Source organism: Streptomyces sp. NBC_01006, assembly GCF_045162725.1.
Taxonomy (GTDB): Bacteria; Actinomycetota; Actinomycetes; order Streptomycetales; family Streptomycetaceae; genus Streptomyces.
The window spans coordinates 5,155,587-5,180,883 of sequence record NZ_CP108700.1 but is presented as its reverse complement, the minus strand read 5'-3'; the positions used below and the strand labels follow the sequence as shown (position 1 = coordinate 5,180,883).

The 25,297-nt window shown below is 72.9% G+C and carries 22 protein-coding genes; 10 read left to right on the top strand and 12 right to left on the bottom strand.

Going from position 1 to position 25,297, the window contains the following annotated elements:
* Positions 1 to 17: 17 nt before the first annotated feature.
* The 4 genes from OG509_RS23835 to OG509_RS23820 form a co-directional block, all read right to left on the bottom strand.
* A complete protein-coding gene (locus OG509_RS23835; protein ID WP_406184498.1) occupies positions 18 to 1,223 on the bottom strand; it encodes a glycosyltransferase in 1,206 nt (401 codons plus the stop codon).
* 6 nt (positions 1,224 to 1,229) lie between these two features.
* Positions 1,230 to 2,927, bottom strand: a complete 1,698-nt coding sequence (locus OG509_RS23830; protein ID WP_406184497.1) for an ArnT family glycosyltransferase — start codon at positions 2,925 to 2,927, stop codon at positions 1,230 to 1,232.
* A complete protein-coding gene (locus OG509_RS23825; protein WP_406187664.1) occupies positions 2,924 to 4,249 on the bottom strand; it encodes a glycosyltransferase in 1,326 nt (441 codons plus the stop codon). The genes OG509_RS23830 and OG509_RS23825 overlap by 4 nt, the downstream gene beginning before the upstream one ends.
* A gap of 246 nt (positions 4,250 to 4,495) precedes the next feature.
* Positions 4,496 to 6,559: a thioredoxin domain-containing protein gene (locus OG509_RS23820; protein WP_406184496.1), complete on the bottom strand. Its 2,064-nt coding sequence runs from the start codon at positions 6,557 to 6,559 to the stop codon at positions 4,496 to 4,498.
* 274 nt (positions 6,560 to 6,833) lie between these two features.
* Here OG509_RS23820 and OG509_RS23815 point away from each other — a divergent pair, with 274 nt between their 5' ends.
* A complete protein-coding gene (locus OG509_RS23815; protein ID WP_406184495.1) occupies positions 6,834 to 10,100 on the top strand; it encodes a tetratricopeptide repeat protein in 3,267 nt (1,088 codons plus the stop codon).
* 135 nt (positions 10,101 to 10,235) lie between these two features.
* Here the strand turns inward: OG509_RS23815 and OG509_RS23810 are convergent, their stop codons facing one another.
* Entirely contained in the window at positions 10,236 to 10,478 is a 243-nt protein-coding gene (locus tag OG509_RS23810; protein WP_406184494.1) for a hypothetical protein, read from the bottom strand.
* Between the two features lie 2 nt (positions 10,479 to 10,480).
* Positions 10,481 to 11,362 (bottom strand): mycothiol conjugate amidase Mca, encoded by an 882-nt coding sequence (gene mca / locus OG509_RS23805; RefSeq protein ID WP_406184493.1) that lies wholly within the window; start codon positions 11,360 to 11,362, stop codon positions 10,481 to 10,483.
* Positions 11,363 to 11,482: 120 nt separating this feature from the next.
* Between mca and OG509_RS23800 the strand changes: the two genes are divergently transcribed.
* Entirely contained in the window at positions 11,483 to 11,911 is a 429-nt protein-coding gene (locus OG509_RS23800) for a DUF4307 domain-containing protein (protein ID WP_403725315.1), read from the top strand.
* 136 nt (positions 11,912 to 12,047) lie between these two features.
* On the top strand, positions 12,048 to 12,545 hold the full coding sequence (greA, locus tag OG509_RS23795) for a transcription elongation factor GreA (protein WP_406184491.1): 498 nt from the start codon (positions 12,048 to 12,050) through the stop codon (positions 12,543 to 12,545).
* 88 nt (positions 12,546 to 12,633) lie between these two features.
* On the opposite strand, the gene OG509_RS23790 is transcribed toward greA, so the two are convergent.
* The 4 genes from OG509_RS23790 to ilvA form a co-directional block, all read right to left on the bottom strand.
* A complete protein-coding gene (locus OG509_RS23790; RefSeq protein ID WP_406184489.1) occupies positions 12,634 to 13,491 on the bottom strand; it encodes an ABC transporter permease in 858 nt (285 codons plus the stop codon).
* Entirely contained in the window at positions 13,488 to 14,453 is a 966-nt protein-coding gene (locus tag OG509_RS23785) for an ATP-binding cassette domain-containing protein (RefSeq protein WP_406184487.1), read from the bottom strand. The genes OG509_RS23790 and OG509_RS23785 overlap by 4 nt, the downstream gene beginning before the upstream one ends.
* Before the next feature lie 100 nt (positions 14,454 to 14,553).
* On the bottom strand, positions 14,554 to 15,063 hold the full coding sequence (locus OG509_RS23780; protein WP_406184486.1) for a hypothetical protein: 510 nt from the start codon (positions 15,061 to 15,063) through the stop codon (positions 14,554 to 14,556).
* Between the two features lie 92 nt (positions 15,064 to 15,155).
* On the bottom strand, positions 15,156 to 16,391 hold the full coding sequence (gene ilvA / locus OG509_RS23775; protein WP_406184484.1) for a threonine ammonia-lyase: 1,236 nt from the start codon (positions 16,389 to 16,391) through the stop codon (positions 15,156 to 15,158).
* A 302-nt stretch (positions 16,392 to 16,693) separates the two neighbouring features.
* On the opposite strand from ilvA, the gene OG509_RS23770 reads away from it, so the two are divergent.
* The 3 genes from OG509_RS23770 (at position 16,694) to OG509_RS23760 (ending at position 17,962) form a co-directional block, all read left to right on the top strand.
* Complete coding sequence (locus OG509_RS23770) at positions 16,694 to 17,215, top strand: MarR family winged helix-turn-helix transcriptional regulator (RefSeq protein ID WP_406184483.1); 522 nt, start codon at positions 16,694 to 16,696, stop codon at positions 17,213 to 17,215.
* A 70-nt stretch (positions 17,216 to 17,285) separates the two neighbouring features.
* Positions 17,286 to 17,714 carry a sigma factor-like helix-turn-helix DNA-binding protein gene (locus OG509_RS23765; RefSeq protein ID WP_406184481.1) on the top strand — a complete coding sequence of 143 codons (429 nt, stop codon included), beginning with the start codon at positions 17,286 to 17,288 and terminating at the stop codon, positions 17,712 to 17,714.
* A complete protein-coding gene (locus tag OG509_RS23760) occupies positions 17,711 to 17,962 on the top strand; it encodes a hypothetical protein (RefSeq protein WP_403725332.1) in 252 nt (83 codons plus the stop codon). The genes OG509_RS23765 and OG509_RS23760 overlap by 4 nt, the downstream gene beginning before the upstream one ends.
* Before the next feature lie 34 nt (positions 17,963 to 17,996).
* Here the strand turns inward: OG509_RS23760 and OG509_RS23755 are convergent, their stop codons facing one another.
* Positions 17,997 to 19,154, bottom strand: a complete 1,158-nt coding sequence (locus OG509_RS23755) for a cystathionine gamma-synthase (RefSeq protein WP_406184479.1) — start codon at positions 19,152 to 19,154, stop codon at positions 17,997 to 17,999.
* Positions 19,155 to 19,236: 82 nt separating this feature from the next.
* Here OG509_RS23755 and OG509_RS23750 point away from each other — a divergent pair, with 82 nt between their 5' ends.
* The 4 genes from OG509_RS23750 to msrA all read left to right on the top strand — a co-directional run bounded on the left by OG509_RS23750 (position 19,237) and on the right by msrA (position 24,068).
* Positions 19,237 to 20,343 carry a hypothetical protein gene (locus OG509_RS23750; protein ID WP_406184478.1) on the top strand — a complete coding sequence of 369 codons (1,107 nt, stop codon included), beginning with the start codon at positions 19,237 to 19,239 and terminating at the stop codon, positions 20,341 to 20,343.
* Positions 20,344 to 20,541: 198 nt separating this feature from the next.
* The gene (locus OG509_RS23745; RefSeq protein ID WP_406184477.1) at positions 20,542 to 22,143 is read left to right on the top strand and encodes a M48 family metallopeptidase; all 1,602 of its coding nucleotides are present in this window, start codon (positions 20,542 to 20,544) and stop codon (positions 22,141 to 22,143) included.
* Positions 22,143 to 23,300 (top strand): hypothetical protein, encoded by a 1,158-nt coding sequence (locus tag OG509_RS23740; protein ID WP_406184476.1) that lies wholly within the window; start codon positions 22,143 to 22,145, stop codon positions 23,298 to 23,300. The genes OG509_RS23745 and OG509_RS23740 overlap by 1 nt, the downstream gene beginning before the upstream one ends.
* Before the next feature lie 102 nt (positions 23,301 to 23,402).
* The gene (msrA, locus tag OG509_RS23735; protein WP_053690047.1) at positions 23,403 to 24,068 is read left to right on the top strand and encodes a peptide-methionine (S)-S-oxide reductase MsrA; all 666 of its coding nucleotides are present in this window, start codon (positions 23,403 to 23,405) and stop codon (positions 24,066 to 24,068) included.
* Between the two features lie 55 nt (positions 24,069 to 24,123).
* Here msrA and OG509_RS23730 read toward each other — a convergent pair whose 3' ends face one another.
* On the bottom strand, positions 24,124 to 25,170 hold the full coding sequence (locus tag OG509_RS23730; protein ID WP_406184475.1) for an NAD(P)-dependent alcohol dehydrogenase: 1,047 nt from the start codon (positions 25,168 to 25,170) through the stop codon (positions 24,124 to 24,126).
* Positions 25,171 to 25,297: the final 127 nt, after the last annotated feature.

Sequence of the window (25,297 nt, the reverse complement as noted above, 5' to 3'; positions counted from 1 at the left end):
CGGCGGCTCTGTGCGGCTCAACTCCTGGTGGTGCGTGCGGTACGGGTCCCCCGCGGGAGGTAGACGAGGGCCTCGGTGGCCGCGAACCGCAGGACGAAGGTGGTGGCCAGGGCCAGGGCCGTGGCAGGCAGCACCTCCATGGCGAACCTGCCCACGAACAGGGCGATCAGCGGGATGCGCAGCAGCAGGTCGGCGTTGGCCAGCAGGGCGAAGCGGCCGACCCGGTCCGCCCAGCGGCGGTGCCGGCGCCGGTCGCGGAAGAGCAGGGCCTCGATGAGGACGAAGTTCCAGAGCACCCCGGCCTGGTTGGCGGCGATCTCGGCCGGCAGGTAGTGCACCCCGGCGTGCGTGAGCAGCCACAGCGCGAACAGGTTCGGGACGAAGCCGGAGAGCCCGATCAGCCCGAAGCCGATCATCCGGGCCAGCGGGGTCGCGGAGCGCAGCGCGGCGAGGTGGGCGAGGAACCGCAGCCCCTCGCGGGCCCCGGACTTGGACTCCCCCGAGTAGCGGTCCTGGAAGACGAACGGCACCTCGGCGACCTCGGCGGGCCGGCCGCGGACCGCCAGCTCCAGCAGGATCTTGTAGCCGAGGGGTTTGAGGGCGTCCGCGGTGACCAACGGGCGGCGCATGGCGAAGAAGCCGCTCATCGGATCGCTGATCCCGCGCAGGGCGCGCGGGAAGAGCCCCTTGGTGAGCCAGGTCGCGCCGCGCGAGACGGCGATGCGGTAGTTCCCGGCGAGTCCGGCCCGGCTGCCGCCGGGGATGTAGCGGGAGGCGACGACGAGGTCGGCGCCGGTGCGCTCGCCCTCGCCGACGAGCTCGGGCACCAGGTGGGGCGGGTGCTGGAGGTCGGCGTCCATGACGACGATCCAGTCGGTGTCCGCCCGCTTCAGGCCTTCGACGACGGCGCCGCCGAGGCCGCCGACCGCCCGCTCCCGGTGCAGGACGCGGACCCGGAACGGCAGGTCGAGGGCGGCCTTCTCGATGACGGCCGGGGTGTCGTCCGTGGAGTCGTCCACGAACAGCACCTCGCAGGGCAGGCGGGCGGGGAGCGAGTCGGCGAGCCGGCTCAGCAACTCGCAGATGTTCCCCGCCTCGTTGAAGGTCGGGATGATGAGGGTGACGCTGCCCGCCCCCACGCTGCCCGCCGCCACCTCACCCTCCTCCGGAATGGAAACTTCCGGATTACTCGGGGCATGCGGGGTCCACAGGTCCTCGCTCATGGCGGATCAGCTCCCGTCGGCTCGGTCGGTCCTGCGGATCTCGATGCGGTCCTCGCCGGATCCGAAGACGGCCACCGCCGTCGAATGCTCCAGCGCGGCCTTCACGTTGGGCAGGTCCACCGCGTCCCGGCGGACGGTGGGCGAGGAGACCACGTAGTCGATGTCGCGCCAGCCGCGCGGCAGGGTCCGGGTGACGGCGGGGTCGAGGTCCGCCTTGTAGAACCAGATGGCGCCGGGCCCGGGCTCGAAGCCGTGGTGGACGGCGTCCAGCCAGAGCGCGTCGTCGACCAGGACCCGGGTGTGCCCGGGGTCGGGGACCTCCCGGCCGAGCCAGGCGGCGGCCTGCCGGTACGGGCCGTTCGCGTCGGCGGTGAGCGCGGTGCGGTTGCCCTCGTACCAGCGCGGCAGGACGTACACCGCGGCGGCCACGGCGAGTACGCCGATCAGCACCCGGCGCCCGTACGTGAGGGCCCGCCGCTCCCCCGGCGCGCGGCGGCGGCGCAGCACGGCGTGCGTGACGCTGGCCGCGCCCCCGGCGAGGACCAGCGCGAGGAACGGCAGCGCCTGGATCACGTACATCGCGGGCAGGTAGCCGGAGGGCCGCATCGCGACGGCGGCGAGGAGGACTGCGGCGAGCGCCGGGCCGGCGAGCGCGCGGGCGGTGACGGACCACCTGAGGGTGGCGAGCAGCAGGAGCGCGCCGGCCAGCCCGCCGAGCGGCAGGACGGTGTCGTAGTACAGCCAGGACCGCAGCACGCCGTTCGAGCCGGAGCCGGGGGTGAGGATGAAGCCCGAGCCCGGGCGGCTCATCTGGTACGTGATGCCGTCGATCAGCGAGACGTGCCCGGCGCCGGGCAGCAGCTCGCTGTTGAGCAGCGCGTACAGGGGGTACGAGAGCCCGATGAGCGCGCAGGCGGTGACGGCCCCGGTGACGGCGAACTTGCGGGTGTCGCGGTGGCTGTGGCGCCACATGGTCACCAGCAGCGCCGGGAGCACCACCAGCATCGTCTCCTTGGTCAGGACGGCGGTGGCGGCCGCGAGTCCCGATCCGAAGTGGTGCCACAGGTGGCGGCTGGGGGACGCGGCCAGGCAGAAGGCCAGCAGCATCCACATGACGGCGAGGTTGTCGAGGAAGATCTCCCGCTGGAGCACGACGGAGAGCGGGGAGAGCCCGAAGAGGGCCATCGCGAGTCCGGCCGCCCAGCGCGGCAGCCAGAGCCGGCGGGCGAGGACGTAGATCAGCACGGAGCCGGCGGCGGAGACCACGAGCATCGAGAAGCGCATCGGCGCGACGGTCATCCAGTCGGGCACGAGGAGGGAGGGCAGGTAGGTCAGGCCGGCTATCTGTATCCAGCCGAGCGGCGGATGGTCGTACCAGTACGTGTAGTGGGCGAGGCCGTCGCCCTGCTGGACGGCCCACGCCTGGGCGAGGTACGTGCCCTCGTCGTCGCTCAGGGTCGGGAAGTGTGTGATGTTCCAGCCCTGGACGAGGACGATCGCGAGCAGGACGGCCCCGCAGAGCAGCAGGTCGGGGCGGGAGGAGCGGAAGCGGACGAGGGGGTGGGCCGGGGCGGGCGGCCGGACCCCGAGTCCGCCGTGGCTGCCGGGGCCGCTCGGGCCGCGCTGGGCGGGGACGCGCGGTTCGACGAGGGCCGTGGCGGTGCCGGGCTGGGGATCAGTGGCCGTGGGCAGGGTGGCGGTCACCGGTGGCTGTCCTCTCGGATCGCGGTGGACGCGCCGGCGGCGGAGACCGCGGCGGTGGCGCTGATCGGAGCGAGGTGGGCGCCGGTGTGGCTGGTCAGCTCCCACTCGTTGCGGCCGCGCTGCTCGCGCCAGACCGCCCGGATCGCGGCGCCCGCCAGCATCACCTGGTAGAACGGGCCGCCGACGACGAGCTTGAGGTAGTGCACGAAGCGGACGCGCAGCCCGTACTGGCGGCCGAAGTCGTGCAGGCCGACGATCTCGAAGACGAACGTCACCATCGCCGTGATCATGGGGAGGAAGGTGATGATCGCGATGCCGACGGGCACGTCGAGCAGGACCGCGACGGCGAAGTTGAGCGGGATGATCACCCCGGAGGCCGCCTGCATGAACGGGGTCATCAGTGTGTAGCGGGCCAGCCAGCGCTGGCCGCGGCCGGGCAGCTGCTGCCAGTCCTTCTTCCGGTAGACCTGGAGGAAGCCCTGGTTCCAGCGGGTGCGCTGCTTGAGCAGGCTCATCAGCGATCCGGGCGTCTCCTCGCGGGTGACCATGTCGGAGTCGTACGCGACGACCACCTTCTTGCCGACCGAGGAGAGGCGTACGCCCAGGTCGCAGTCCTCGGCCAGGCAGTTCTGGTCCCAGCCGCCGGCCTCGCGCAGCACCTCGGTGCGCACGAAGACGGTGTTGCCGCCGAGCGGGATGAACCCCTTCTCGGCGTGCAGGTGCAGCCGGGAGCGGAACCAGAAGAAGTACTCCAGGCAGTTGCGCAGGCTGTACCAGGAGGAGTGGAAGTTGATGAGCTGGACCCCGCCCTGGACCACGTCGGCCGCGGTGGAGCGGAAGGCGTGGTCGACGTGCGCGAGCAGCTCGGGGTGGACCTGGTCCTCGGCGTCGAAGACCCCGACGATGTCGCCCCGGCAGTGCGGGAGGGCGGTGTTGAGGGCCTTCGGCTTGTTCTTGGCCTCGTGGTGGTCGACGACGACCCGGACCCGCTCGGGCGCCCGCGCGGCGGCGGCCTCGGCGACGGCGGCGGTCTCCGGGTCGTCGTGCCCGACGATGACGATGATCTCGTAGTCGCCGTGGCTCGATTCGAGCAGCCGCTCGATCGTGTGGCGCAGGACCGCCTGCTCGTGCCGGGCCGGCAGGAGCAGCGAGAACGCCAGCCGGCCCTCGCCGTCGGGACGGTCGAACCGGGTGGAGGCGAGCGTCTCGGGCGTGCGCCACGCGTGCATCTGCCACCACAGTGTGAAGGCGGCCATCCAGAAAAGTGCAAGCGAAATCATGGATATGACGACAGAGGTGTATAAAACGTCCCCCACAGACATGCCGCGACACCCGGCGGCGATCGGCAAACCCCCCAGGGGATCAAGGCGGGCCCCCCGGCCCGCCTGCCCCTGCTTCCCCCAGCTCCCCCTCGGGCGCACCCCCCAGTGCGCCTGCTCCGCGGCTCCCCAGTGACGTCCGCAGAGACGAGAGTAGGCAGCGAATATGAAACTCAGGAGCCGCGGGGATAAAAACCGGGTTTCCGAACTGTCGGACAGGCAACCGGAATTGACGGTACTCCGACAGATTCAGGGATGAACCGCACCCAACTGATCGGCCAGCTCGACCGGGTCCGTCGTAGGCCGCGCGCAGACGAAATGTCGACACACATACGCCGTCGGAAGGTCGCGTACGAGTGTGCGCTCGGCCAGGAGGGGGAACTCGCCCCCGCTGCCGTCCGCCGCCCGCGGCAGCCCGACCGCCACCACGGCCCCGGGAGCCGTCCCCAGCAACGCCGCCCGGTGCAGCCCGGCCAGCGCCGGATCCTCCGGATGGCCCACCACGGCCACCTCGCGCGGACCGTCGAGCAGCGCCTCGGCGACCGCGAGCCCGTGCCCGATGAAGCGCGGGACGCGCGGACCCAGCGCGTGCACCACGCCGAGGGCCCGCTCGGCCGCCGTGCGGTGCGCCTCGGAGCCGGTGTGCGCGGCGTACGAGAGGAGCGCGCCGGCCGCGGCCGTCCAGCCCGAGGGGGCCGCGCTGTCGGTCGGGTCCTGGGGGCGGCGGATGAGCTGCTCGGCGTCGTGCGCGGTGTCGTAGAGGGAGCCGTCCTCGGCGGTGAACCGGTCCAGGACCAGGTCGACGAGGAACCCGGCGAACTCCAGCCAGACGCCCTCGCCGGTCACGGCCGCCAGCGCGAGGAAGCCCTCGGCGACGTCGCCGTAGTCCTCCAGGACACCGGCGTTGGCGCCGACGCGGCCGTCCTTGCTGGTCCGGGCCAGCCGGGCGCGCCCGGCCGGCACGTCGAAGTGGACCCGCACCAGGAGGTCCGCCGCCTCCGTCGCCCGCTCGACCAGGTCCGGCCGGTCGAAGTACGCCCCGCACTCGGCCAGCGCGGCGATGGCCAGGCCGTTCCAGGCGGCGACGATCTTGTCGTCCCGGCCGGGCGCGGGCCGCTCGGCGCGCGCCGCGAGCAGCCGCTGCCGGATCCCGGCGATCGCACCGGCGTCCACGACGGGCCCGTCCTGCGGCAGCTGGAGTACGGACTTGCCGTGCTCGAAGGTGCCCTCGTCCGTCACCCCGAAGTACGCGGAGGCCAGCGCCGCGTCGTCCGCGCCGAGCACCTCGGCCAGCTGGGCGGGGGTCCAGGCGTAGTACGCCCCCTCCACGTGCTCGCCGGTCTGCGGGTCCTCGCTGTCGGCGTCGAGCGCGGAGGCGAAACCGCCCTCGGCGGTGCGCAGCTCGCGCACCATGAAGTCGGCGGTTTCGAGCGCGACGCGCCGCGCGAGGTCCGACCCGGTGGCCCGCCACAGATGCGCGTACACGCGGCACAGCAGCGCGTTGTCGTACAGCATCTTCTCGAAATGCGGAACGACCCATTCCCGGTCGACGGCGTAGCGGGCGAACCCGCCGCCCAGCTGGTCGTAGATCCCGCCGCGGGCCATCGCCTCGCAGGTGTCGGCGGCCATCTGCAGGGCCCCCTCCGACCCGGTGCGCGCGTGGTGGCGCAGCAGGAACTCCAGCACCATGGACGGCGGGAACTTCGGCGCCCCGCCGAAGCCGCCGCGGACGGCGTCGTACTCCCGCGTCAGCCCGAGCAGCGCCAGGGCCAGCTCCTCGGGACCGGGCGTACCGGCCTTCCCGTAGTCCAACTGCCGTCCGGCGAGGTCCCGTACGATCCGCTGCGCGACCTCGGCGACCTCCTCGGGCCGCCCCACCCAGGCGGTCCGCACGCCTTCGAGGACCTCCATGAAGGAGGGCATCCCGTGCCGGGGCGCGGGCGGGAAGTAGGTCCCGAAGTAGAAGGGCTCGGCGTCGGGGGTGAGGAACACGGTCATGGGCCAGCCGCCCTGCCCGGTGGCGGCCTGCACGGCCTCCATGTAGACGGCGTCGACATCGGGCCGCTCCTCGCGGTCCACCTTGATGTTGACGAAGTGCTCGTTCATGTAGGCGGCGGCCAGCTCGTCCTCGAAGGACTCGTGCGCCATGACATGGCACCAGTGGCAGCTGCTGTACCCGACGCTGAGCAGGACGGGCACCCCCCGCTCCCGCGCCTCCGCGAACGCCTCCGGCGACCAGGGCCACCAGTCGACGGGATTGTCCGCATGCTGCAGCAGATACGGCGAGGTCTCATGGGCGAGGCGGTTCGACATGGTCCCATCCTCGCGCACCGGGCGGGACGCGGCGGGGACCGGACTACGGCGTGCCCACCGCACGTCGGCCGTGCACCGGGGGTCCCGGGCGGCGGTCGTGAGCACCCTGCGTCGACCGGAGGGTGCATCCGCGGGGTGGAACGTACATATATGCGCGTGAGCGGGGGGAGTTGGGGCAACTCCCTCTGATCTAGCTCAGATTCCCTCGCGCTCGCGGCAGTCCCGGCGGACACTTGGGGCCACGTTGCCGGAGCTCTCTTGAGGGGGATTGCGGATGCGGGACAGCCATCGCGGTGAGGCCGAGCGACTGCTGGAGCGGGCCGTGGACGAGGAGGCCCGGCGGGGCGCCGGGGCCGGCACGCCGGTCGACAAGGCGGCGCTGATGGCGCGCGGCCTGGAGGCGCTGGACGCGCTCGCGGCGAGCGCCGCCGAGGAGTACGAGGCGTACGTACGGGCCCTGGACGAGGCGGCGGCCGGGGACGAGTCCCTCGGCGAGGCCTTCCGGCGCGGCAACACCTCAACGGCACTGCTCGTGACGGCGGTTGCGGCGGCCGCGGCCGTCGGGGCCGACCTGTCGCTCGGCGTGGCGGCGGGTACGGCGCTGGCGGCCGGCGCCGTCACCGGGATCGCCGGGGCGGCGGCCACCGTCGCCAAGGTGACCGCCCTGCACCTGCCCGCCGCGAACCGCCGGGCCGGGGTGCGCGGCCGGCCCGGTGGGCCGGAGCAGCTGAGACTGCAGTGGCTGACGGCACTGGAGGTGCGCGGGATACGCCCGTTCCTGGAGCAGCAGCGCGCGGTGACCGCCGCGGCGCGGGTGCCCCGGCAGCCCTCCCGGCCCGCCGCCCCCCAGCTGCGCGGGACCGACCGCAGCGCGGAGGCCCGGCGGCGCAGCGTACTGGAGCAGTCCTTCGGCCAACTCCCGCAGACCGCGGCCTCGTTCGCGGGCCGACGGGCGGAGCTGACCCGGATCGCGCAGTGGGTGCAGGCGGCCCGGGCCAGTACGGAGACCCGCCCGGTGGTCGTGGTGCTGCACGGCGAGCCCGGCGTGGGCCGCACGGCCCTGGCGCTGCGGGCGGCGGACGCGCTGCGCGACCAGTTCCGCGGGGCATGCGTGGTGGACCTGCGGGGCGGCTCGCTCAGCGGGGAGGCGCCGCTGCCGATCCGGGAGGCGCTGCTGCACCTGCTGAACCGGCTCGGCGCCCCGCGCGAGCAGCTGCTGTTCCGCGAGGGGTCCTCGGCGGAGCAGCAGGTACGGCGCCTCGGCGAGCTGTACCACCAGCACCTCCAGGGGCTGCCGGTGACGGTGCTGCTGGACGACGCGGTGGACGCGGAGCAGGTCCGGATGCTGGTGCCGGAGCGGTCGGAGAGCCTGGTGCTGGTGACCGCCCGGGAGCCGCTGGAGCTGCCCGGCCTGTCGGCCTGGGTGCACCAGCTCCCGGTGGAGCGGCTGGCGCAGGAGGAGGGCGCGGAGCTGGTCCGCGCCGGGGCCGAGACGGCCGGGACGGCCCCGTACGAGGAGGAGGCCCTGCGGGGTCTGCTCGCACTCGGCGGCGGGCTCCCGCTGGCCCTGCGCGTACTGGCCCCGCTCGGGGCGGACGGAGCGGCAGACGCCGGTGACATCGGTGATTCCGGTGACGCCGCCGATGCGCTGGAGGGGGCCCTGGCCCTGGCCTACGTACGGCTGCCCGAGGAGCGGCGGCGGCTGCTGCGGCGGCTCACGCTCGCCGGGCGGGCCTCGCTCGGCCCGTCGGCCGCGGCGGCGCTCATCGACGCGGACCGGGCGCCGGCCGGGCTGCTGCTGCGCGAGCTGGCGCAGGCGGGCCTGCTGGACCACGTACGCGGGGAGCGGTACCGGATGCACGACGCGGTGCGCTCGTACGCGGCGGCGCGGCTCACGGCGGACGAGGACCGGGCCGAGTCCTCGGCGGCGCACGGCCGCCTGATCCGCAACTACGCGCAGCTCGCCGACGCGGTGATCCGTATGGTCGACGGGAAGATGTCGACCCGCGCGAACACGCCTTTGAAAACAAGCACGGTCGGCGGGCACGGCTTCGCCTCGCTCGACGCGGCGCTGCGCTGGCTGGACGACGAGTCGAGCTTCATCACGGCCGCGCTGCGGCACTCGGAGGACGTGGACCAGCAGGCGATCTTGGACCTGCTCGGCGCGCTCTGCGACTTCTGCCTGCTGCGCGGGGACCTGTACCGGCTCGGCGAGATCAACGAGCTCACGCTGGCGGTGGAGGCCGCGCGCCGGGGCGAGCCGGGCCAGGGGCGCCTGGTCCGCTCCGTGCAGTGGCGCACCGGCATCGCCGCCCGCCAGCTCGGCGAGCTGGACAAGGCCCGGACCACGCTGACCTCCGTGGTCGACCAGTACCGGGAGGCCCACCAGGACGCCGGCGCGGGCATGGCCCTCATCTCGCTCGGCATCACCCTGCACCACCAGGGCCAGCTCCCGGAGGCCGCGGCCCGGATCCGCGAGGCGCTGGTGCTCCAGGAGCCGGACAAGCTGGCCGGCGACCGCGCGTGGGCCCTGCACGCCCTGGCGGCGGTGGAGCGGGACCGGGCGCACCTGGCGGAGGCGATGCAGCTGCTGGAGCAGTCCCTGGCCCTGCACCGGGAGAGCGAGAGCGTGCACGGCGAGGCGTGGGCGCACTTCCAGCTGGGGCAGGTGTACCTGCGGCTCGGCGACGTGCCGGGGGCCGAGGCGGAGCTGAAGCTCGCCCTCGACCTGTACGGGCGCACGCGCGACGAGCGCGGCCAGGCCTGGGCGCTGACCCAGCTGGGCCGCGCCCGGGTCGTCGACGGGGACCCGGGCCCGGCGGTGGAGCGGCTGCGCGAGGCGCTGGCCAAGCACCGGGAGCAGGAGGACGCGCGCGGCGAGGCCTGGACGCTGTACTACCTCGGGCAGGCGCTGGAGGAGGGCGGCGAGCGCGATCAGGCGGTACGGGAGCTGGAGCGGGCCCGCACGATGTTCTCGCGGATGCGGGACGTGTACGGGCTGGCGCACGCCCGGCACCACTCGGGCCGGGTCACGCGCGACCAGCGGGCGGCGCAGACGGGGAACCTGCGCAACTCCGGGTTCGCGCGGCAGCTGCTGATGGACGCGCGGGCGGACTTCCGGCGGATCGCACTGGCGCACGGGGAGGCGTGGACCTGCCTGGAGCTGGCGGTGGTGGACGCGGGCAACGGGCGGGTGTCGCAGGCGCTGGGCCTGTGCGAGGAGGCGGCCCGGCTGTTCATCTCGTACGGGGACCGGCGCGGGGAGGACTGGGCCCGCTTCCTGCGCTGCACGATGCTTCCGTACGCGCTCCCGGGCGCGGGCGTGGAGGAGGCCCGGGCGGAGCTGGCCCGGCTGGCCGCGGCGCCGCACCCGATGCGGGACGGGCGGCTGGAGGACGGCCTGGACACCTACGCGGTGGTGCTGGGGCGCGGGGTGGATCCGGCGGAGGGCTGGCAGGCGTGGCGGCTCGGGCTGGTCCCGAACCTGCACTCGCGGGAGATCATGGGCGTCCCGATGCCCCCGGCCTCGCCTGCGGCATGACCGCGTAGGCCGTACGCACGGCACAGCACGGGCACGGCACGGCAACGCACGCCCCGGCCGCGGGCGCGCGCAGTCGCCGCCCCTCCCGCGGAAACGGCCCGGGAGGGCGGCGGCCCACAGCCGAAGAGCCGGCTCCTACGGGGCCCGGTCCGCCGCCGGGGCGGCGGCGGGCGCCGCTCCGGCCGCTCCGGCCTCCGGGGCCTCCTGGAAGTCGACCCGGCCCATGTGCCGGCTCATCGACTTCATGAGGCCCCACACCGCCAGGGCGAGGGCCGCGAACACGATGAAGCCCAGGACTCCGGGGGTCACCTTGTTCTTGTCGAAGGTGTCACCCGCGAGCGGAAGGAGCTCGGTCAGTGCTGCGTGCGTAGCGCTCATAGCTACGCATTCTCCCGGATGCCCTCGAAGAGGTCGGACTCGGGGAGGGAAGTGTCGACGAGCGACTTCGCGAGCTCGTACTCCTCCGTGGGCCAGACCTCCTTCTGGATCTCCATCGGCACGCGGAACCAGCCGCCGTCCGGATCGATCTGCGTGGCGTGCGCGATGAGCGCCTTGTCACGGATCTCGAAGAACTCGGCGCACGGCACGTGCGTGGTCAGGGTCCGCTCGGCGCGTTGGAACTCCTTCCAGCGCTCCAGCCACTCCCCGTACGGGGACTCCATGCCGCGCGAGAGCAGCGCCTCGTGCAGGGCCAGGGTGCGCGGCTTGTTGAAGCCCTGGTTGTAGTAGAGCTTCTGCGGCTGGTACGCCGGGCCGAACTCGGCCTCCGGGTACTTCTCGGTGTCCGCTGCGCCCTCGAAGGCCACCATCGAGACCTTGTGGGTCATGATGTGGTCGGGGTGCGGGTAGCCGCCGTTCTCGTCGTACGTGGTGATGACCTGCGGCCGGAAGGCGCGGATCTTCTTCACCAGGCGGCCGGCCGCCTCGTCCACGTCCTCCAGGGCGAAGCAGCCCTCGGGGAGCGGGGGCAGCGGGTCGCCCTCCGGCAGGCCGGAGTCCACGTAGCCCAGCCACTCCTGCTCGATGCCGAGGATCTGGCGCGCCTCGTCCATCTCCTTGGCGCGGACCTCGTGGATGTTCTCCTCGATGTACTTGTCACCCTGGAGCTTGGGGTTGAGGATCGAGCCGCGCTCGCCCCCCGTGCAGGTCACCACCAGGACGGGAACCCCCTCGGACACGTACTTGGCCATGGTGGCCGCGCCCTTGCTCGACTCGTCGTCGGGGTGGGCATGGACGGCCATCAGTCGAAGCTGCTCGGTCAAGACAGGATCCTCTTTGAGTCGTCAGGGCGTTCGCCTCCTATAGTGACCGAATCGGGGGGTGGAAAAATTCCGGGGCTGCCCCTGGGATTGTGGACTCCGACCCTCCGAAAGGAACGATCAATGAGTACGGTGCGCGAGGGGCTCCCCGAGGGCCGGTACGGCCGGTCCGCGGACGAGCGTGCGGACCGCAAGCTCAAGATCGTCGGGTCGGTGCTGGGCGTCGGGCTGCTGGGCCTGGTCGGGTGGATCGGCTGGGACTACGTCGCAGGCCAGAGCGTCAGCGCCGAGGTGATCAAGTTCCAGGTGGTCTCGGACTCCGAGGTGAAAGTGCACCTGGAGGTGCGCAAGGACGCCGGGGTCACCGGGGTGTGCACCCTCAGCTCCCAGAACGAGGAGCACGCCGAGGTGGGCCGCGCGGACTTCACCTTCGGGCAGAAGGACACGCGCGTGGACGAGATGCTCTCGCTGAAGACCACGGGCCGGGCCACGATGATCGAACTCGTGGGCTGCCAGGCGGCGGGCCAGGGCACCACGCCGACGTCAGGCTGAGCTCTTTCCTGCTCACGGGCCCGATGACACACTTCATACACATGGTGTCCTCCCCCTTTTCTTCCCGAATTGTTAGGCTCGTGGTTTCGCCCGCCGCTGGCGGCCAAGTAGTCCCCTGTACCGACGAGGAGCACCCGTGACCCAGACGAGCGAGAGCGTCACCTGGCTGACCCAGGCGGCGTACGACCAGCTGAAGGCCGAGCTGGACTACCTCTCTGGTCCCGCACGCACGGAGATCGCCACCAAGATCGCAGCCGCCCGCGAGGAGGGCGACCTGCGTGAGAACGGCGGTTACCACGCGGCCAAGGAGGAGCAGGGCAAGCAGGAGCTCCGCGTCCGCCAGCTGACGCAGCTCCTGGAGAACGCCAAGGTCGGCACCGCACCCGCCTCCGACGGCGAGGTCGCGCCCGGCACGGTCGTCACCATCGCCTTCGACGGCGACGAGGACGACACCATGTCCTTCCTGCTCGCCTCGCGCGAGTACGCGTCCTCCGACTTCGAGACCTACTCCCCGCAGTCCCCGCTGGGCACCGGTGTGATGGGCAAGAAGATCGGCGAGGACGCCGAGTACGAGCTGCCGAACGGCAAGAAGGCCGCCGTCAAGATCCTCGACGTCAAGCCCTTCACCGGCTGATCACCCCACGCGTACGAGGAAGCCCCCGCCGGACCGATCCGGCGGGGGCTTTCCCGTCCGCCCGACCGGGCCCGAGCGGGCCCGAGGGCTACGCGGTCGCCGAGCGGTACTTGCGGACCGACAGGGTCCGGAAGGCCACGACGATCAGCACCGACCACAGGGCCGACGCGAGCACCGGGTGCTGCATCGGCCAGGCCGCGGGGGCCTCGTACCCCGGCGGGAGGTTGCCGAACAGCTGCCGGGCCGCCTGGACGGTGGCGCTGAACGGGTTCCACTCCGCGATGTGCCTCAGGAACGTCGGCATGTTGTCGGACGGGACGAAGGCGATCGAGATGAACGTCAGCGGGAAGAGCCAGATCAGCCCGCCCGAGGTGGCCGCCTCCGGGGTGCGCACCGACAGGCCGATCAGCGCGCCGATCCAGGAGAAGGCGTACCCGAGCAGGAGCAGCAGGGCGAAGCCGCCGAGTACCTCGCCGACGCTCGTGTGGGTGCGCCAGCCGACGAGTACGGCGACGACGGCCAGGACGATCAGGGTGAGGGTGGTCTGGACGAGGTCGGCCAGCGTGCGGCCGGTCAGGACCGCGCCGCGGGCCATGGGCAGCGAGCGGAAGCGGTCGATCAGGCCCTTGTGCATGTCGTCCGCGATACCCGCGCCCGCTCCGGCCGTGGCGAAGGTGACGGTCTGGGCGAAGATGCCGGCCATCAGGAACTCGCGGTAGGCGGCCGGCGAGGTGCTGCCGCCGACGCTGATCGAGCCGCCGAAGACGTAGCTGAAGAGCACGACGAACATGACCGGCTGGATGACCCCGAAGATGATCATCTCGGGGATCCGGGACATCCGGATCAGGTTCCGCTTGGCGATGACCAGGGAGTCGTTGACGCCCTGGGCGATGCCGCCGCGGGGGCGGGGTGCCGCGAGCTCCGGGGTCGGGGAGGTGCGGGTCACTTCTGCGCCTCCTCGTCGTTCAGGGCGGCCGCGTGGCCGGTGAGGGAGATGAACACGTCGTCGAGGGTCGGCCGGCGCAGGGCGATGTCGTCGATCTCGATGCCGCGGGAGTCCAGCTCGCGGATGACCTCGGCGAGCAGCTTGGCGCCGCCGCTGACCGGGACGGTCAGCTTGCGGGTGTGCTGCTCGACGGTGGCCTCGCCCTTGCCGAAGCCGGCGAGCACCCCGCGGGCTTCGGCGATGTGGTCGCGCTCGTGGACGACGACCTCGACGCGCTCGCCGCCGATCTGGGCCTTGAGCTGGTCGGAGGTGCCGCGGGCGATGACCTTGCCGTGGTCGACCACGCAGATGTCGTGCGCGAGGTGGTCGGCCTCCTCCAGGTACTGGGTGGTGAGCAGCAGCGTGGTGCCGCCGGCCACGAGCTCCTGGATGACGTCCCAGAGCTGCTGTCGGTTGCGCGGGTCGAGGCCGGTGGTCGGCTCGTCCATGAACATCACCGGCGGGCGGACGACGAGCGCGGCCGCGAGGTCCAGGCGCCGGCGCATGCCGCCGGAGTACGTCTTCGCGGTGCGGTCGGCGGCGTCGGCGAGGTTGAACCGCTCCAGCAGTTCGCCGGCCCGGGCCTTCGCCGCCTTGCCCGTCATCTGGTAGAGCCGGCCGACCATCTGGAGGTTCTCGCGGCCGGTCAAGTACTCGTCGACGGCGGCGAACTGGCCGGAGAGGCCGATGGCGCGGCGGACTTCGTTGGGGCGTTTGAGGACGTCGATGCCGGCGACGACGGCCTTGCCGCTGTCGGGCCGGAGGAGGGTGGTCAGGACGCGCACGGCCGTGGTCTTGCCGGCGCCGTTGGGGCCGAGCAGACCCAGCACGGTGCCTTCGGGGACATCGAGGTCCACGCCGTCCAGTGCCCGTACCTCGCCGAAGGTCTTGACCAGGCCTTCGGCGTAGATGGCGCCTGGCATAGGGATTCCCCCTGGGTGTATCGAGCCAGAAAACCGGTACTTTCCTAGGCAAATCTTATGGGCGCGGGTCAAGTGCCGCCCGTGCGTCGGCCCGCGTGCCTCAACCCGCGCCGAGGTAGGTGACGTTCACGGTGAGCAGGCTCTCGCCCGATTTCAGGTTCACCGTGCTCGACTGCTTCGTGCTGCCGATCAGCAGCACCCAGTCCGTCTTCTCGTAGCTCTGCGGCGCCGTCTCCCGCCAGCCGAGGTGCTTGAGTTGCTCGCCGAGCCGCGGCAGGGCCCACTCCGCCTGCTGCGTGCTCGTGACCGCGGTCCAGTCGACCACGCTCGCGTTCTTCGTCATGTTCGTGTCGCCCGAGCCCTTCCCCTTCTCGGGGTCCAGACCCGCCGCGCGCAGCGAGGACTTGACCTCGTCGTCCACGGCGTCGCGGCCGAGCGGCGCCCCGGTGGCCTTCGCGGAGGGTTTGGCCGACTGGGACGCGGCGGCCGCGGGCTTCGGCGCCGCCGCCGCACCGGATCCGTCGGAGGAAGAGCAGCCCGCGAGGGCGAGGGCCGCCGAGGCGGCCAGAGCGATGACGGCCGCCGTTTGCGGTCTGACGCGAATGTGCACCGAGAGACTCCCACCCCATGTGAACGTGGCCGGGAGTCTCACACAAACGGCCGGATTCCGCACCCCTGTGTCACCGGCGAAGGGGACAAGAGCTAGCTCATCACCATGTATCCGGCGGCGTGGAGCGAGCGAGCGACCTCGGCGCAGTGCTCCTGGCCCTTGGTCTCCAGGTGCAGCTCGACCTCCACCTCCGTGAGCCCCAGCCGCGGGTCGGTCCGTACGTGGCTCACGTCCAGCACGTTCGCGTCCACGGTCGACAGCACCGCCAGGAGCCCGGCCAGCGCCCCCGGCCGGTCCGCCACGCGCAGCCGCAGCGAGAGGTAGCGGCCCGCCGCCGCCATGCCGTGCCGCAGGATCCGCTGGAGCAGCAGCGGATCGATGTTCCCGCCGGACAGGACCGCCACCACCGGGCCGCCGCCCCCGTACAGCTCGGGCCGGCTCAGCAGGGCGGCCACCGGGCTGCACCCGGCCGGTTCGACGACGAGCTTGGCGCGCTCCAGGCAGAGCAGCAGGGCGCTGGAAAGGGCGTCCTCGGAGACGGTGCGGACGCCGTCGAGGAGGTCCCCGATGATCTGGAAGGGGATGTCGCCGGGGCGGCCGACCTTGATGCCGTCGGCCATCGTGACCGGGTTGTCGATCGAGACCGGGTGCCCGACGCGCAGCGAGGGCGGGTAGGCGGCGGCGCCCTCCGCCTGGACGCCGATCACCTTCACATCGGGCCGCAGCGCCTTCACGGCGACCGCGATGCCCGCCGCGAGGCCGCCGCCTCCGATGCCGACGAGGATCGTCCGCACCTCCGGGCACTGCTCCAGGATCTCCAGGCCGACCGTGCCCTGGCCCGCGATGATGTCGCGGTGGTCGAACGGGTGGATGAACACCGCCCCGGTGCGGTCCGCGTACTCCTCGGCCGCCGCCAGGGTCTCGTCGACGACCTGCCCGTGCATCCGTACCTCGGCCCCGTACTCCCGCGTCGCCGCCACCTTCGGCAGCGGCGCCCCGACCGGCATGAACACCGTCGATCGGACGCCGAGGAGGGAGGAGGCCAGGGCCACGCCCTGGGCGTGGTTGCCGGCGCTGGCCGCGACCACGCCTGCGGCCCGCTGCTCGGGGCGCAGGCCGGCGATGCGCACGTACGCGCCGCGCAGCTTGAAGGAGCCGGTCCGCTGGAGGTTCTCGCACTTGAAGTGGACCGGGGAGCCGGTGAGGGCGGTCAGGTGCCGGCTGCCTTCCATCGGCGTGACCCGGGCGACGCCGGAGAGCATCTTCTGGGCCCCCCGGACGTCGTCGAGGATGACCTGCGGAACGGGCACGGGCACGCGGTAGTTCATGCCGCCAGTCTCGCAGCCCCCGGGGATCACGGCTCCGGGCGGCGGACCCCCGCAGTGGATACGGGCTGTGGAGCCGGGCAGCGGAGCCGGGCCTTGCGGACCGGGCACGTGCCCGGGGCGACAGGCACCGGAGGGCAGGGCTCCGGGGGCCCACAGGGGGCGAAATCACGCCATCCGGGACGGGCTCGCGGCCTCGGTCCGTACTGCCCGTATCAGTTCTCGTACGAGGCGTACGGGCCGCCCCACGGCCGCGTACTCTGTCCCCCAACCTTGTCGGCCCCACGCGAAGAGAGCTCACGGCCATGCCCTCCAACCCGGCCAATTCCGACCTGCCCACGGCGGCCGAGGCGTCCGCCGAAGCCGGGCTCCTCGACGCGCTCCAGCACCAGGTGGCCGTCTTCGCCCGGCGCGCGGAGCAGACCCGCCTGGGCGGGGTCGGCCAGGCCCGCAACTCGATGGACCGCGCCGCGTACCTGCTGCTGAACCGGCTCGACCTGGAGGGCCCGATGGGCGTCAAGGCGCTCGCCGGCGGCATGGGCATCGACTCCTCCACCGTCACCCGCCAGGTCGCGCCGCTCGTCGACAGCGGCCTGGTCAAGCGCACCTCGCACCCGGAGGACGGGCGGGCCGTGGTCCTCGCGCTCTCCCCGCGCGGCCTCGCGCGGCTCGAAGAGGTCCGCTCCTCGCGGCGCGAGCTGATGGCCCGGGTGACGGACGGCTGGTCCGAGGAGGAGCGCGAGTCGTTCACCGTGCTGCTGACCCGGTTCAACGGCTCGCTGTCGGAGCTGATGGGCGCCGCGTCGGAGGCGGGCCCCGCTTCCTGATCCGCCGGCTCGATCCGGAGTCCGTCCGACCTCTTGGCCGGGCGGTCCCCCTGCCCCCACTATGTGGCCTGTGGACGACCACGGGCCGGGCACCTACGCGGAGTTCGAGGCCTTCGTCGCAGGTGCGGCGGGGCGGCTCCTGCATGTCGCCGTCCTGCTGACCGCCGAGCCGCAGACCGATCCCGCCGCCGCCCGCCGGCTGCTCGCGGGCGCGCTGGCCCGTACGTACGCGCAGTGGCGCCGGGTGCGCGGCGACGACCCGTACGACCACACCCGCCAGGAGCTGTGCGCCGCCTTCGCCCGCACCGGCTGGCGCCACCACGGCGGTACGGGGGTCCTCGCGCCGCTCGGCCCGCTGGAGCGGCTCGTACTGGTGCTGCGCGTGTACGAGGGCGTCGCCGAGGAGGTCACGGCCGCCCAGCTGGGGCTGCCGGTCGAGCGGGTGCGGGCGCTGTGCACCCGGGCCGTGGCCGCGGTGCGCTCCCAGGAGGCGGCATGAGCGCCCCCGACCGCAAGGAGGACCAGGTCAGGCGGCTGCTGGAGGGCCCCCGCCCGGTGGTTCCGGCCGGGCTGGCGGCGAGTGCCGCGGCCCGCGGGGGCCGGCTGCTGCGCCGCCGGCGGGCGCTGCGCCGGGTCGGCTGGACGCTGCTCGCCGCGGCGGCGGTGGCCTTCGCGGTGTGGGCCTCGCTGACCCGCCCGTGGGAGGTGCCGCCGAGCGGTGTCTCCCCGCCCCTGGAGGGCTGGTAGCCACCGCCCGGCGGCTCTCGTCGTACGGAAACGACTAGCCGAGGGCCTGGGTCAGGTCCGCGATCAGGTCGTCGGCGTTCTCGATGCCCACCGAGACGCGGATCAGGTCCGCCGGGACCTCCAGGGCCGAGCCGGCCACCGAGGCGTGGGTCATGCGGCCCGGGTGCTCGATGAGGGACTCGACGCCGCCGAGGGACTCGGCCAGGGTGAAGATCTTGGTGCGCCCGCAGACCGCGACGGCCTCCTCCTCGCCGCCGGCGACCTGGAAGGAGATCATTCCGCCGAAGTTGCGCATCTGCTTGGCGGCGATCTCGTGGCCCGGGTGCTCGGCCAGGCCCGGGTAGAGGACCTTGGTGACCTTCGGGTGGCGCCCCAGCACCTCCACGATCTTCTCGGCGTTCTCCGCGTGCCGGTCCATGCGCACCGCGAGGGTCTTGATGCCGCGCAGCACGACCCAGGAGTCGAAGGGGCCGGCCACGGCGCCCATCGCGTTCTGGTGGTACGCCAGTTCCTCGCCCAGCGCCGCGTCCGCGGCCACCAGCGCGCCGCCGACCACGTCGGAGTGGCCGCCCATGTACTTGGTCAGCGAGTGCACGACCACGTCCGCGCCGAGCGCGAGGGGCTGCTGGAGGTAGGGCGAGGCGAAGGTGTTGTCCACGACCAGCTTGGCGCCGGCCGACCGCGCGATGTCGGCGACGACGGCGATGTCGGTGATGCCGAGCAGCGGGTTGGAGGGGGTCTCGACCCAGATGACCTTGGTCTTCGGGGTCAGGGCGGCCCGTACGGACGCCGCGTCGGAGGTGTCGGCCACCGACCACTCCACGCCCCAGCGGGAGACGACCTTCGCGAAGAGGCGGAAGGTGCCGCCGTAGGCGTCGTTCGGGATGACCACGTGGTCGCCCGGGGAGAGCAGCGTGCGCAGCAGGCAGTCCTCGGCGGCGAGGCCGGAGGCGAAGGCCAGACCGCGGGCCCCGCCCTCCAGCGCCGCGAGGTTCTCCTCCAGCGCGGTACGGGTCGGGTTGCCGCTGCGGCTGTACTCGTAGCCGCCGCGGAGTCCGCCGACGCCGTCCTGCTTGTACGTGGACACCTGGTAGATCGGGGGCACGACCGCGCCGGTCTGCGGGTCCGCCGTGTTGCCCGCGTGGATCGCGCGGGTCTCGAAGCTCTGGTGCTCGTGGCTGTCGTCGCTCATGGGCAGAGCTTATGGGGTGCCGGGCCGGACGGCGGGTGGGGGCATTGGCCTTCGCGCAGGTGCGTCTGGTTCGCTGGGGGTCATGGAGATTCTGTGGTTCCTGATCGCGCTCGGCCTGCTCGTGGCCGCCTTCAGCCCGTACATACGGCGCAGGCGGGGCGGCAACCTGCGCCTGGTCCCGCCGGGCAGCCCGGACGCGGCCGACCCCGAGAACTACGGTTTCGCCCGCCAGGAGCGCCTTGACATCCGGGTCCCGGGGCCCGACGAGGACCTGATGGACGCCCTGGAGGCCGTGCAGCGCACCGGGCAGTGGCAGGCGGCGTCCCAGCTGCTGGCCGGGACCCCGAAGGAGGGCGAGCTGCGCTGGCAGCGGGTCCAGGCCTTCGGCGGGGCCGCGGCGCTGGAGCTGGTAGCTGAGCCCGGGGTCGGCGCGCGCTGGCTGAAGGCGTGGCGGCTGGAGGCGGAGAAGGACACGGGCGGCGCGCAGGTGCACGCGGAGCTGCTGGTGCAGCAGGCGTGGCGGCATTCGGGCGGCGTGGGCTCCACGGACCACCGGATCATCCTGGAGGAGGCCCGGGAGGCGTGCCGCAAGGCGGCGCTGCTGGCACCGGGCGACCCGGTCCCGCACATCACGGAGCTGGCGGTGGCGCGGGCACTGGGGTACTCGGAGGCGGAGTTCGACGCGCTCTGGGCGAAGGTCATCGACGTGGCGCCGGCGCACATGGGCGCGCACCTGGCGGCGCTGCACTACTGGTGCGAGAAGTGGCACGGCTCGCGGGAGAAGTCGGACGCCTTCGCGCACGCGGCGGCCGCCCGCGCCCCGCAGGGCTCGCTGCTGGCGGCGCTGCCGCTGTTCGCGGTGTACGAGCACGTGCCGGACGTCGTCCTGACGAACTTCTGGCAGGGCTCGGTGGTGACCCGGGCCGTGGAGGGCGCGCTGTACGCGGTGCACTCCGCCCGCCAGGACGACCCGATGCTGGCGCACGTACGGCACATGCTGCTGTCGTTCCTGGTGCCGATGGAGCGCTGGGCGGAGGCGATGGAGCAGATCCGCCACATCGACGGCTACGTCGGCGCTCTCCCGTGGTCGGCCTCCTCGGACCCGGCGGCCCAGTACGCGGTGTTCCGCGCCCTGGCGGTCGCCGGCTACGAGGCCAACGGCGGCTCCCCGGCGACCCTGCCCCACTGACCCGGCGCTGCCCGCGGGTGGGGGCTCTCCCCCTCTGGCTTCCACCTGCGGAAACCCGGCCAATGAAGTTGCCGTAAAAGATCTGCGGGCCGCATGATTTCCCGGTGTGACCGCCCAGGGCCGGCCGACCGCCGCACCCGCAGCACACCCGCAGCATCTGCACTTGCACCACTTCATCCCGTGGGGGGATCCGTCCATATGGGCGCTTCACTGCGCGCGCTGCGCGCCCTCGTCCTGCTCGCCGGCTTCCATCTGCTCGGCGTCGTCCTGCTGGCCGCCCTCGTGGGCGCCGACTTCGCCGCCTTCACCTGGCTACGGGGCCCGGTCGTTTACGACATCGTCATCTTCTCCGTCGTCCTCGCGATCCCGATCGTGTGCGGCATGTTCATGCTGCGCACCCCCAAGGGCGAGCCGCCGGCCGGCATCACCGTCACCGTCACCGATGCCCAGGAGCCCGCGCTGTGGGAGGCCGTGCGCGACGTCGCCCGGCAGGTCGGCACCCGCGCGCCCGACGAGATCGTGCTGACCGAGGCGGTGAACGCGGCCGTCAGCGAGGATTCCTCGCTGCTGGGCCTGCGGCCCGGTACCCGCCGCCTCTACCTGGGCCTGCCGCTGATGATGGGCCTGGACGAGATGCAGCTGAGCGCCGTACTCGCCCACGAGATGGGCCACTACGCCAACTTCGACACCCGGCTCACCCCACTGATCGCCCGCGGCCGCGCCCAGCTGATCCGCACCGTCGCCCACTTCCACGAGCGCGCCGCCAGCAAGCAGGCCAAGGAGCGCGAGAGGCAGGAGAAGCACGCCGCCAAGCGGAGGGCCAAGGGCAGGAGGGCCACGATGATCGACGCCCCGGGCCTGGGTGCGACGTACCGCGGCATGGCCAAGATCTACACGGCGTACGGCAACTTCTACCTGCGTGCCACCCTCGCCACCTCCCGCCGCCAGGAGCTCGCCGCCGACCTGGCCTCGGTCCGGGTGGCCGGCCGTGACTCCGCCGCGTCCGCGCTGCGCGAGATCAACGCCCTCGACTCGGCGCACGACTTCTACATGGCCTCGTACGCCACCCTCGGCGTCAACGCCGGCCTGCTGCCCCGCCCCGGCCAGGTCTTCGGCGGTCTGCGCCGACTCCTCGACGCCCGCTCGGACGAGCTGGAGAAGCTGCGCCAGGAGCTGTCCACCGAGCCCGCCTCCCCGTACGACTCCCACCCCGCTCTCGCCGAGCGCGTGGCCCGCATCGAGGCCCTGCCCGACGACGGCCGCGGCCGTGAGACCGCCCGCCCCGCCCTGGAGCTGCTGGCCGACGCGGACGCGGCGCTGGCCGCGCTGGAGCAGGCCGTCCTCAGCCCACAGGCGCTCGCGTTCAAGCGGCTGGACTGGGAGGACCTGGTCCACGAGTCCATGACCCTGTACGTCGGCCAGGGCGCGGAGGAGATCCGCGAGGCCCTCTCCGCCGAGGGCGCGGGCCCCGACCTCGCCACCCTGCTCGACGCCATCGACGCCGACCCGGCGCTGCGCTGGCGGATCGCCGACCGCTTCCCGAAGTCCGAGCAGGCGGCGGCCGCGACCGGCCGTGCGGCCCGCGAGTTCGCCCGCCCGGCGCTGAGGCGGGCCGTGAACCAGCTGGTCACCGTGGAACTCACGGCCCGCGGCGCCGCCCGCTGGCAGCTGTCCTGGTCCGACTCGGCCGCCCTGCGGTTCGCGACCGACGGCTTCGAGGAGCAGCTGGAGCTCGCTCTGGACGCCCTCGTCGCCGACCGGCCCGGCACCGAACCCCTGCGAAAGCTGGTGCTCGCCTGATGCTCGGCCTGATCGTCTTCGGCGTGCTGCTGCTCGGCGGCGCCGCCTACCGTTTCATGACCGCCCGGACGAAGACCCTCCAGGGCCGGATCGCCGCCGCCGAGGCCCGCGCGGATGCCGCGAGGACCGTGACTCCCACGGCCGCGGAGAAGGCCGAGAAGAAGGCGCGGGAGGCGGCCGAGGTCGTCGCGCTGGGGTTCGTCGCGGAGGACGACCTCGACACCGAGCACGGGCAGCCCGTACCGCCGGAGCAGGCGGCGGCGGTCGCGGCCGTCCGTACCGGCGACTGGGAGGCGGGCGCCGCCTACGCGGCGGCGGCCGGCTCGGACTGGGAGGAGCGCCGGCAGCGCGTGCGCTCCCTGGCGGAGGTCGCGGCGGAGGACGACGCGTGGCTGCTGGCGTGGCAGGCTGCGCGCCCGTCCGACCCGACGGCGGCCCTGGTGGACGCCGACACCGCCGTGATGGTCGCCTGGAACGTGCGCGGCAGCCAGGCGGGCAGCCGCACGACGCAGGAGCAGTTCCGGCTCTTCCACGAGCTGCTGGTCAAGGCGCAGGCCGCCGCGCACGCGGCCCAGCGGCTGGCCGACCCGGCCGACCCGGTCCCGTACATGGTGGAGCAGCCGATCGCGCAGGGCCTGGGGTACCCGCACGACCAGTACGGGAAGCTGTGGGCGGAGATCACCGGGCGCGACCCGAAGATCCTGACCGCGCACACCACCGCCCTGCAGTACTGGTGCCGGAAGTGGCGCGGCTCGCACGAGCTGGCGCTGGCCTTCGCCCGTGAGTCCGCGGCCTCGGGCGCACCCGGCGAGCTGCTGTCGCTGCTCCCGCTGGTGGCGTACATCGAGCAGGAGCTGCACGAGAAGGAGCTCGCGGCCGAGACCTTCTTCAAGGAACCGGGGGCCCGGGCGGCGGTCGACGCCGCGCTCGTGGACCTGGCGGCGTCCGATCCCGCCGACCGGCAGGCGATCCGGCTGCGGCACGTCCTCGCGTGGCTGCTGTTCTGGCAGGACCGGGACGCGGAGGCGGTGGAGCAGTTCCGGGTCATCGACGGGTACATCGGCGCGCTGCCCTGGTACTACTCGGGGACGCCGAAGGGCCGGTACCTGTACGCCCGGAACTGGGCGGTGCTGGCGACGGCCGGGGACGGCGCGTGAGCCACAGGAAATGACGGAAGTATGACGTGGCGGCCGGGGGCGGGCCTGGGGGAATCCAGGTCCGCCCCCGTCCGTTGAAGGGAGCACCACTAGGAGGGAATCATGTTCTCGTACCGCCGCACGCCCGAGCTCCCCACCCGCGAGGAGGCCCTTCAGGGCCGCGCGACCCCGCAGTTCTCGCTCCCGGACCGGCACACCGTCCTCGGCAACCCGCTCGCCGGCCCGTACCCGGCCGGGCTGGAGGTGGCCGACTTCGGCCTGGGCTGCTTCTGGGGCGCGGAGCGCAAGTTCTGGCAGACCCCGGGGGTGTGGACCACGCTGGCCGGCTACCAGGGCGGGTTCACCGAGAACCCGACGTACGACGAGGTGTGCTCGGGGCAGACCGGCCACACCGAGGTCGTGCGCGTGGTCTTCGACCCGGCGCAGGTCTCGTACGCCACCCTCCTGAAGCTGTTCTGGGAGTCGCACAACCCCACCCAGGGCTTCCGCCAGGGCAACGACGTCGGCACCCAGTACCGCTCGGCGATCTACACCCACTCCGAGGCCCAGCAGGCCGAGGCCGAGGCCTCCCGCACCGCGTACCAGCAGGTCCTGGCCTCCTCCGGCTACGGCGAGATCACCACGGCGGTCCTCCCGGCGGCGGAGCGCCCCTTCTGGCCGGCGGAGCCCTACCACCAGCAGTACCTGGACAAGAACCCGGACGGCTACTGCGGCATCGGCGGCACGGGCGTCAGCTGCCCCATCGGCGTGGCCAGGGCCGACGGCTGACCCTCCCGCCCCCGAACGCCCCGGCGCGGTCGCGCCGGGGCGTTCGGGGCGGCGGTCAGATCGTCGAGGCGTCTATGACGAAGCGGTAGCGGACATCGCTGGCCAGGACTCGGTCGTACGCGGCGTTGATCTCGGCGGCGGGGATCAGTTCGATCTCCGAGCCCAGGCCGTGCTCGGCGCAGAAGTCCAGCATCTCCTGGGTCTCGGCAATGCCGCCGATCATCGAGCCGGCCAGGGTCTTGCGGCCCTGGATGACGGAGAACAGGTTCAGCTCGACCGGCTCCTCCGGGGCGCCGACGTTCACGAGCGCGCCGTCGACCTTGAGCAGGCCGAGGTACGCGTCGAGGGCGAGCGGGGCCGAGACCGTCGAGATGACCAGGTCGAAGCTGCCGGCCAGCTTCTCGAAGGTGGCCTCGTCGCTCGTGGCGTAGTAGTGCGAGGCGCCCAGCCGCAGGCCGTCCTCCTGCTTGCGCAGCGACTGCGACAGGACGGTGACCTCCGCGCCGAGGGCCGCCGCGATCTTCACGCCCATGTGGCCGAGCCCGCCGAGGCCGACGATCGCGACCTTCTTGCCGGGGCCCGCCTGCCAGTGCTTCAGCGGGGAGTACAGGGTGATCCCGGCGCACAGCAGCGGGGCCGCGACGTCGAGGGACAGGCCCTCGGGGATGCGGACGGTGTAGTTCTCGTCGACGACGAGGTGCGTGGAGTAGCCGCCGTACGTGGGCTCGCCCTGCTGGTCGAGGGCGTTGTACGTGCCGGTCATGCCCTTGACGCAGAACTGCTCCTGCCCGCGCAGGCAGTACTCGCACTCCCGGCAGGAGTCCACGAAGCAGCCGACGCCGACGTGGTCGCCGACCGCGAACTTCGTGACGCCCGGGCCGACTTCGGCGACGACACCGGCGATCTCGTGCCCCGGGACCATCGGGTAGATGCCCTCGCCCCAGCCGTCGCGGACCTGGTGGATGTCGGAGTGGCAGATGCCGGCGTACTTGACCTCGATGAGGACGTCGTGCTCGCCGACGGGGCGCCGCGGCACGGTGGTGCGCTCCAGCGGGGCCTTCGCGGCGGGGGCGGCGTAGGCGGCGACCTGGGTGACGGACATGGGAGGGCTCCTCGAACGCTGCGAAAGATCTGTGGTGGAGCCAAAGATGCCGAACCGCCGGCCCGCCACCCAGCCCCCTGTCCTGCCTAGGACCGGCGGTCCTACCCCTGACGGGGTCAGGAACACG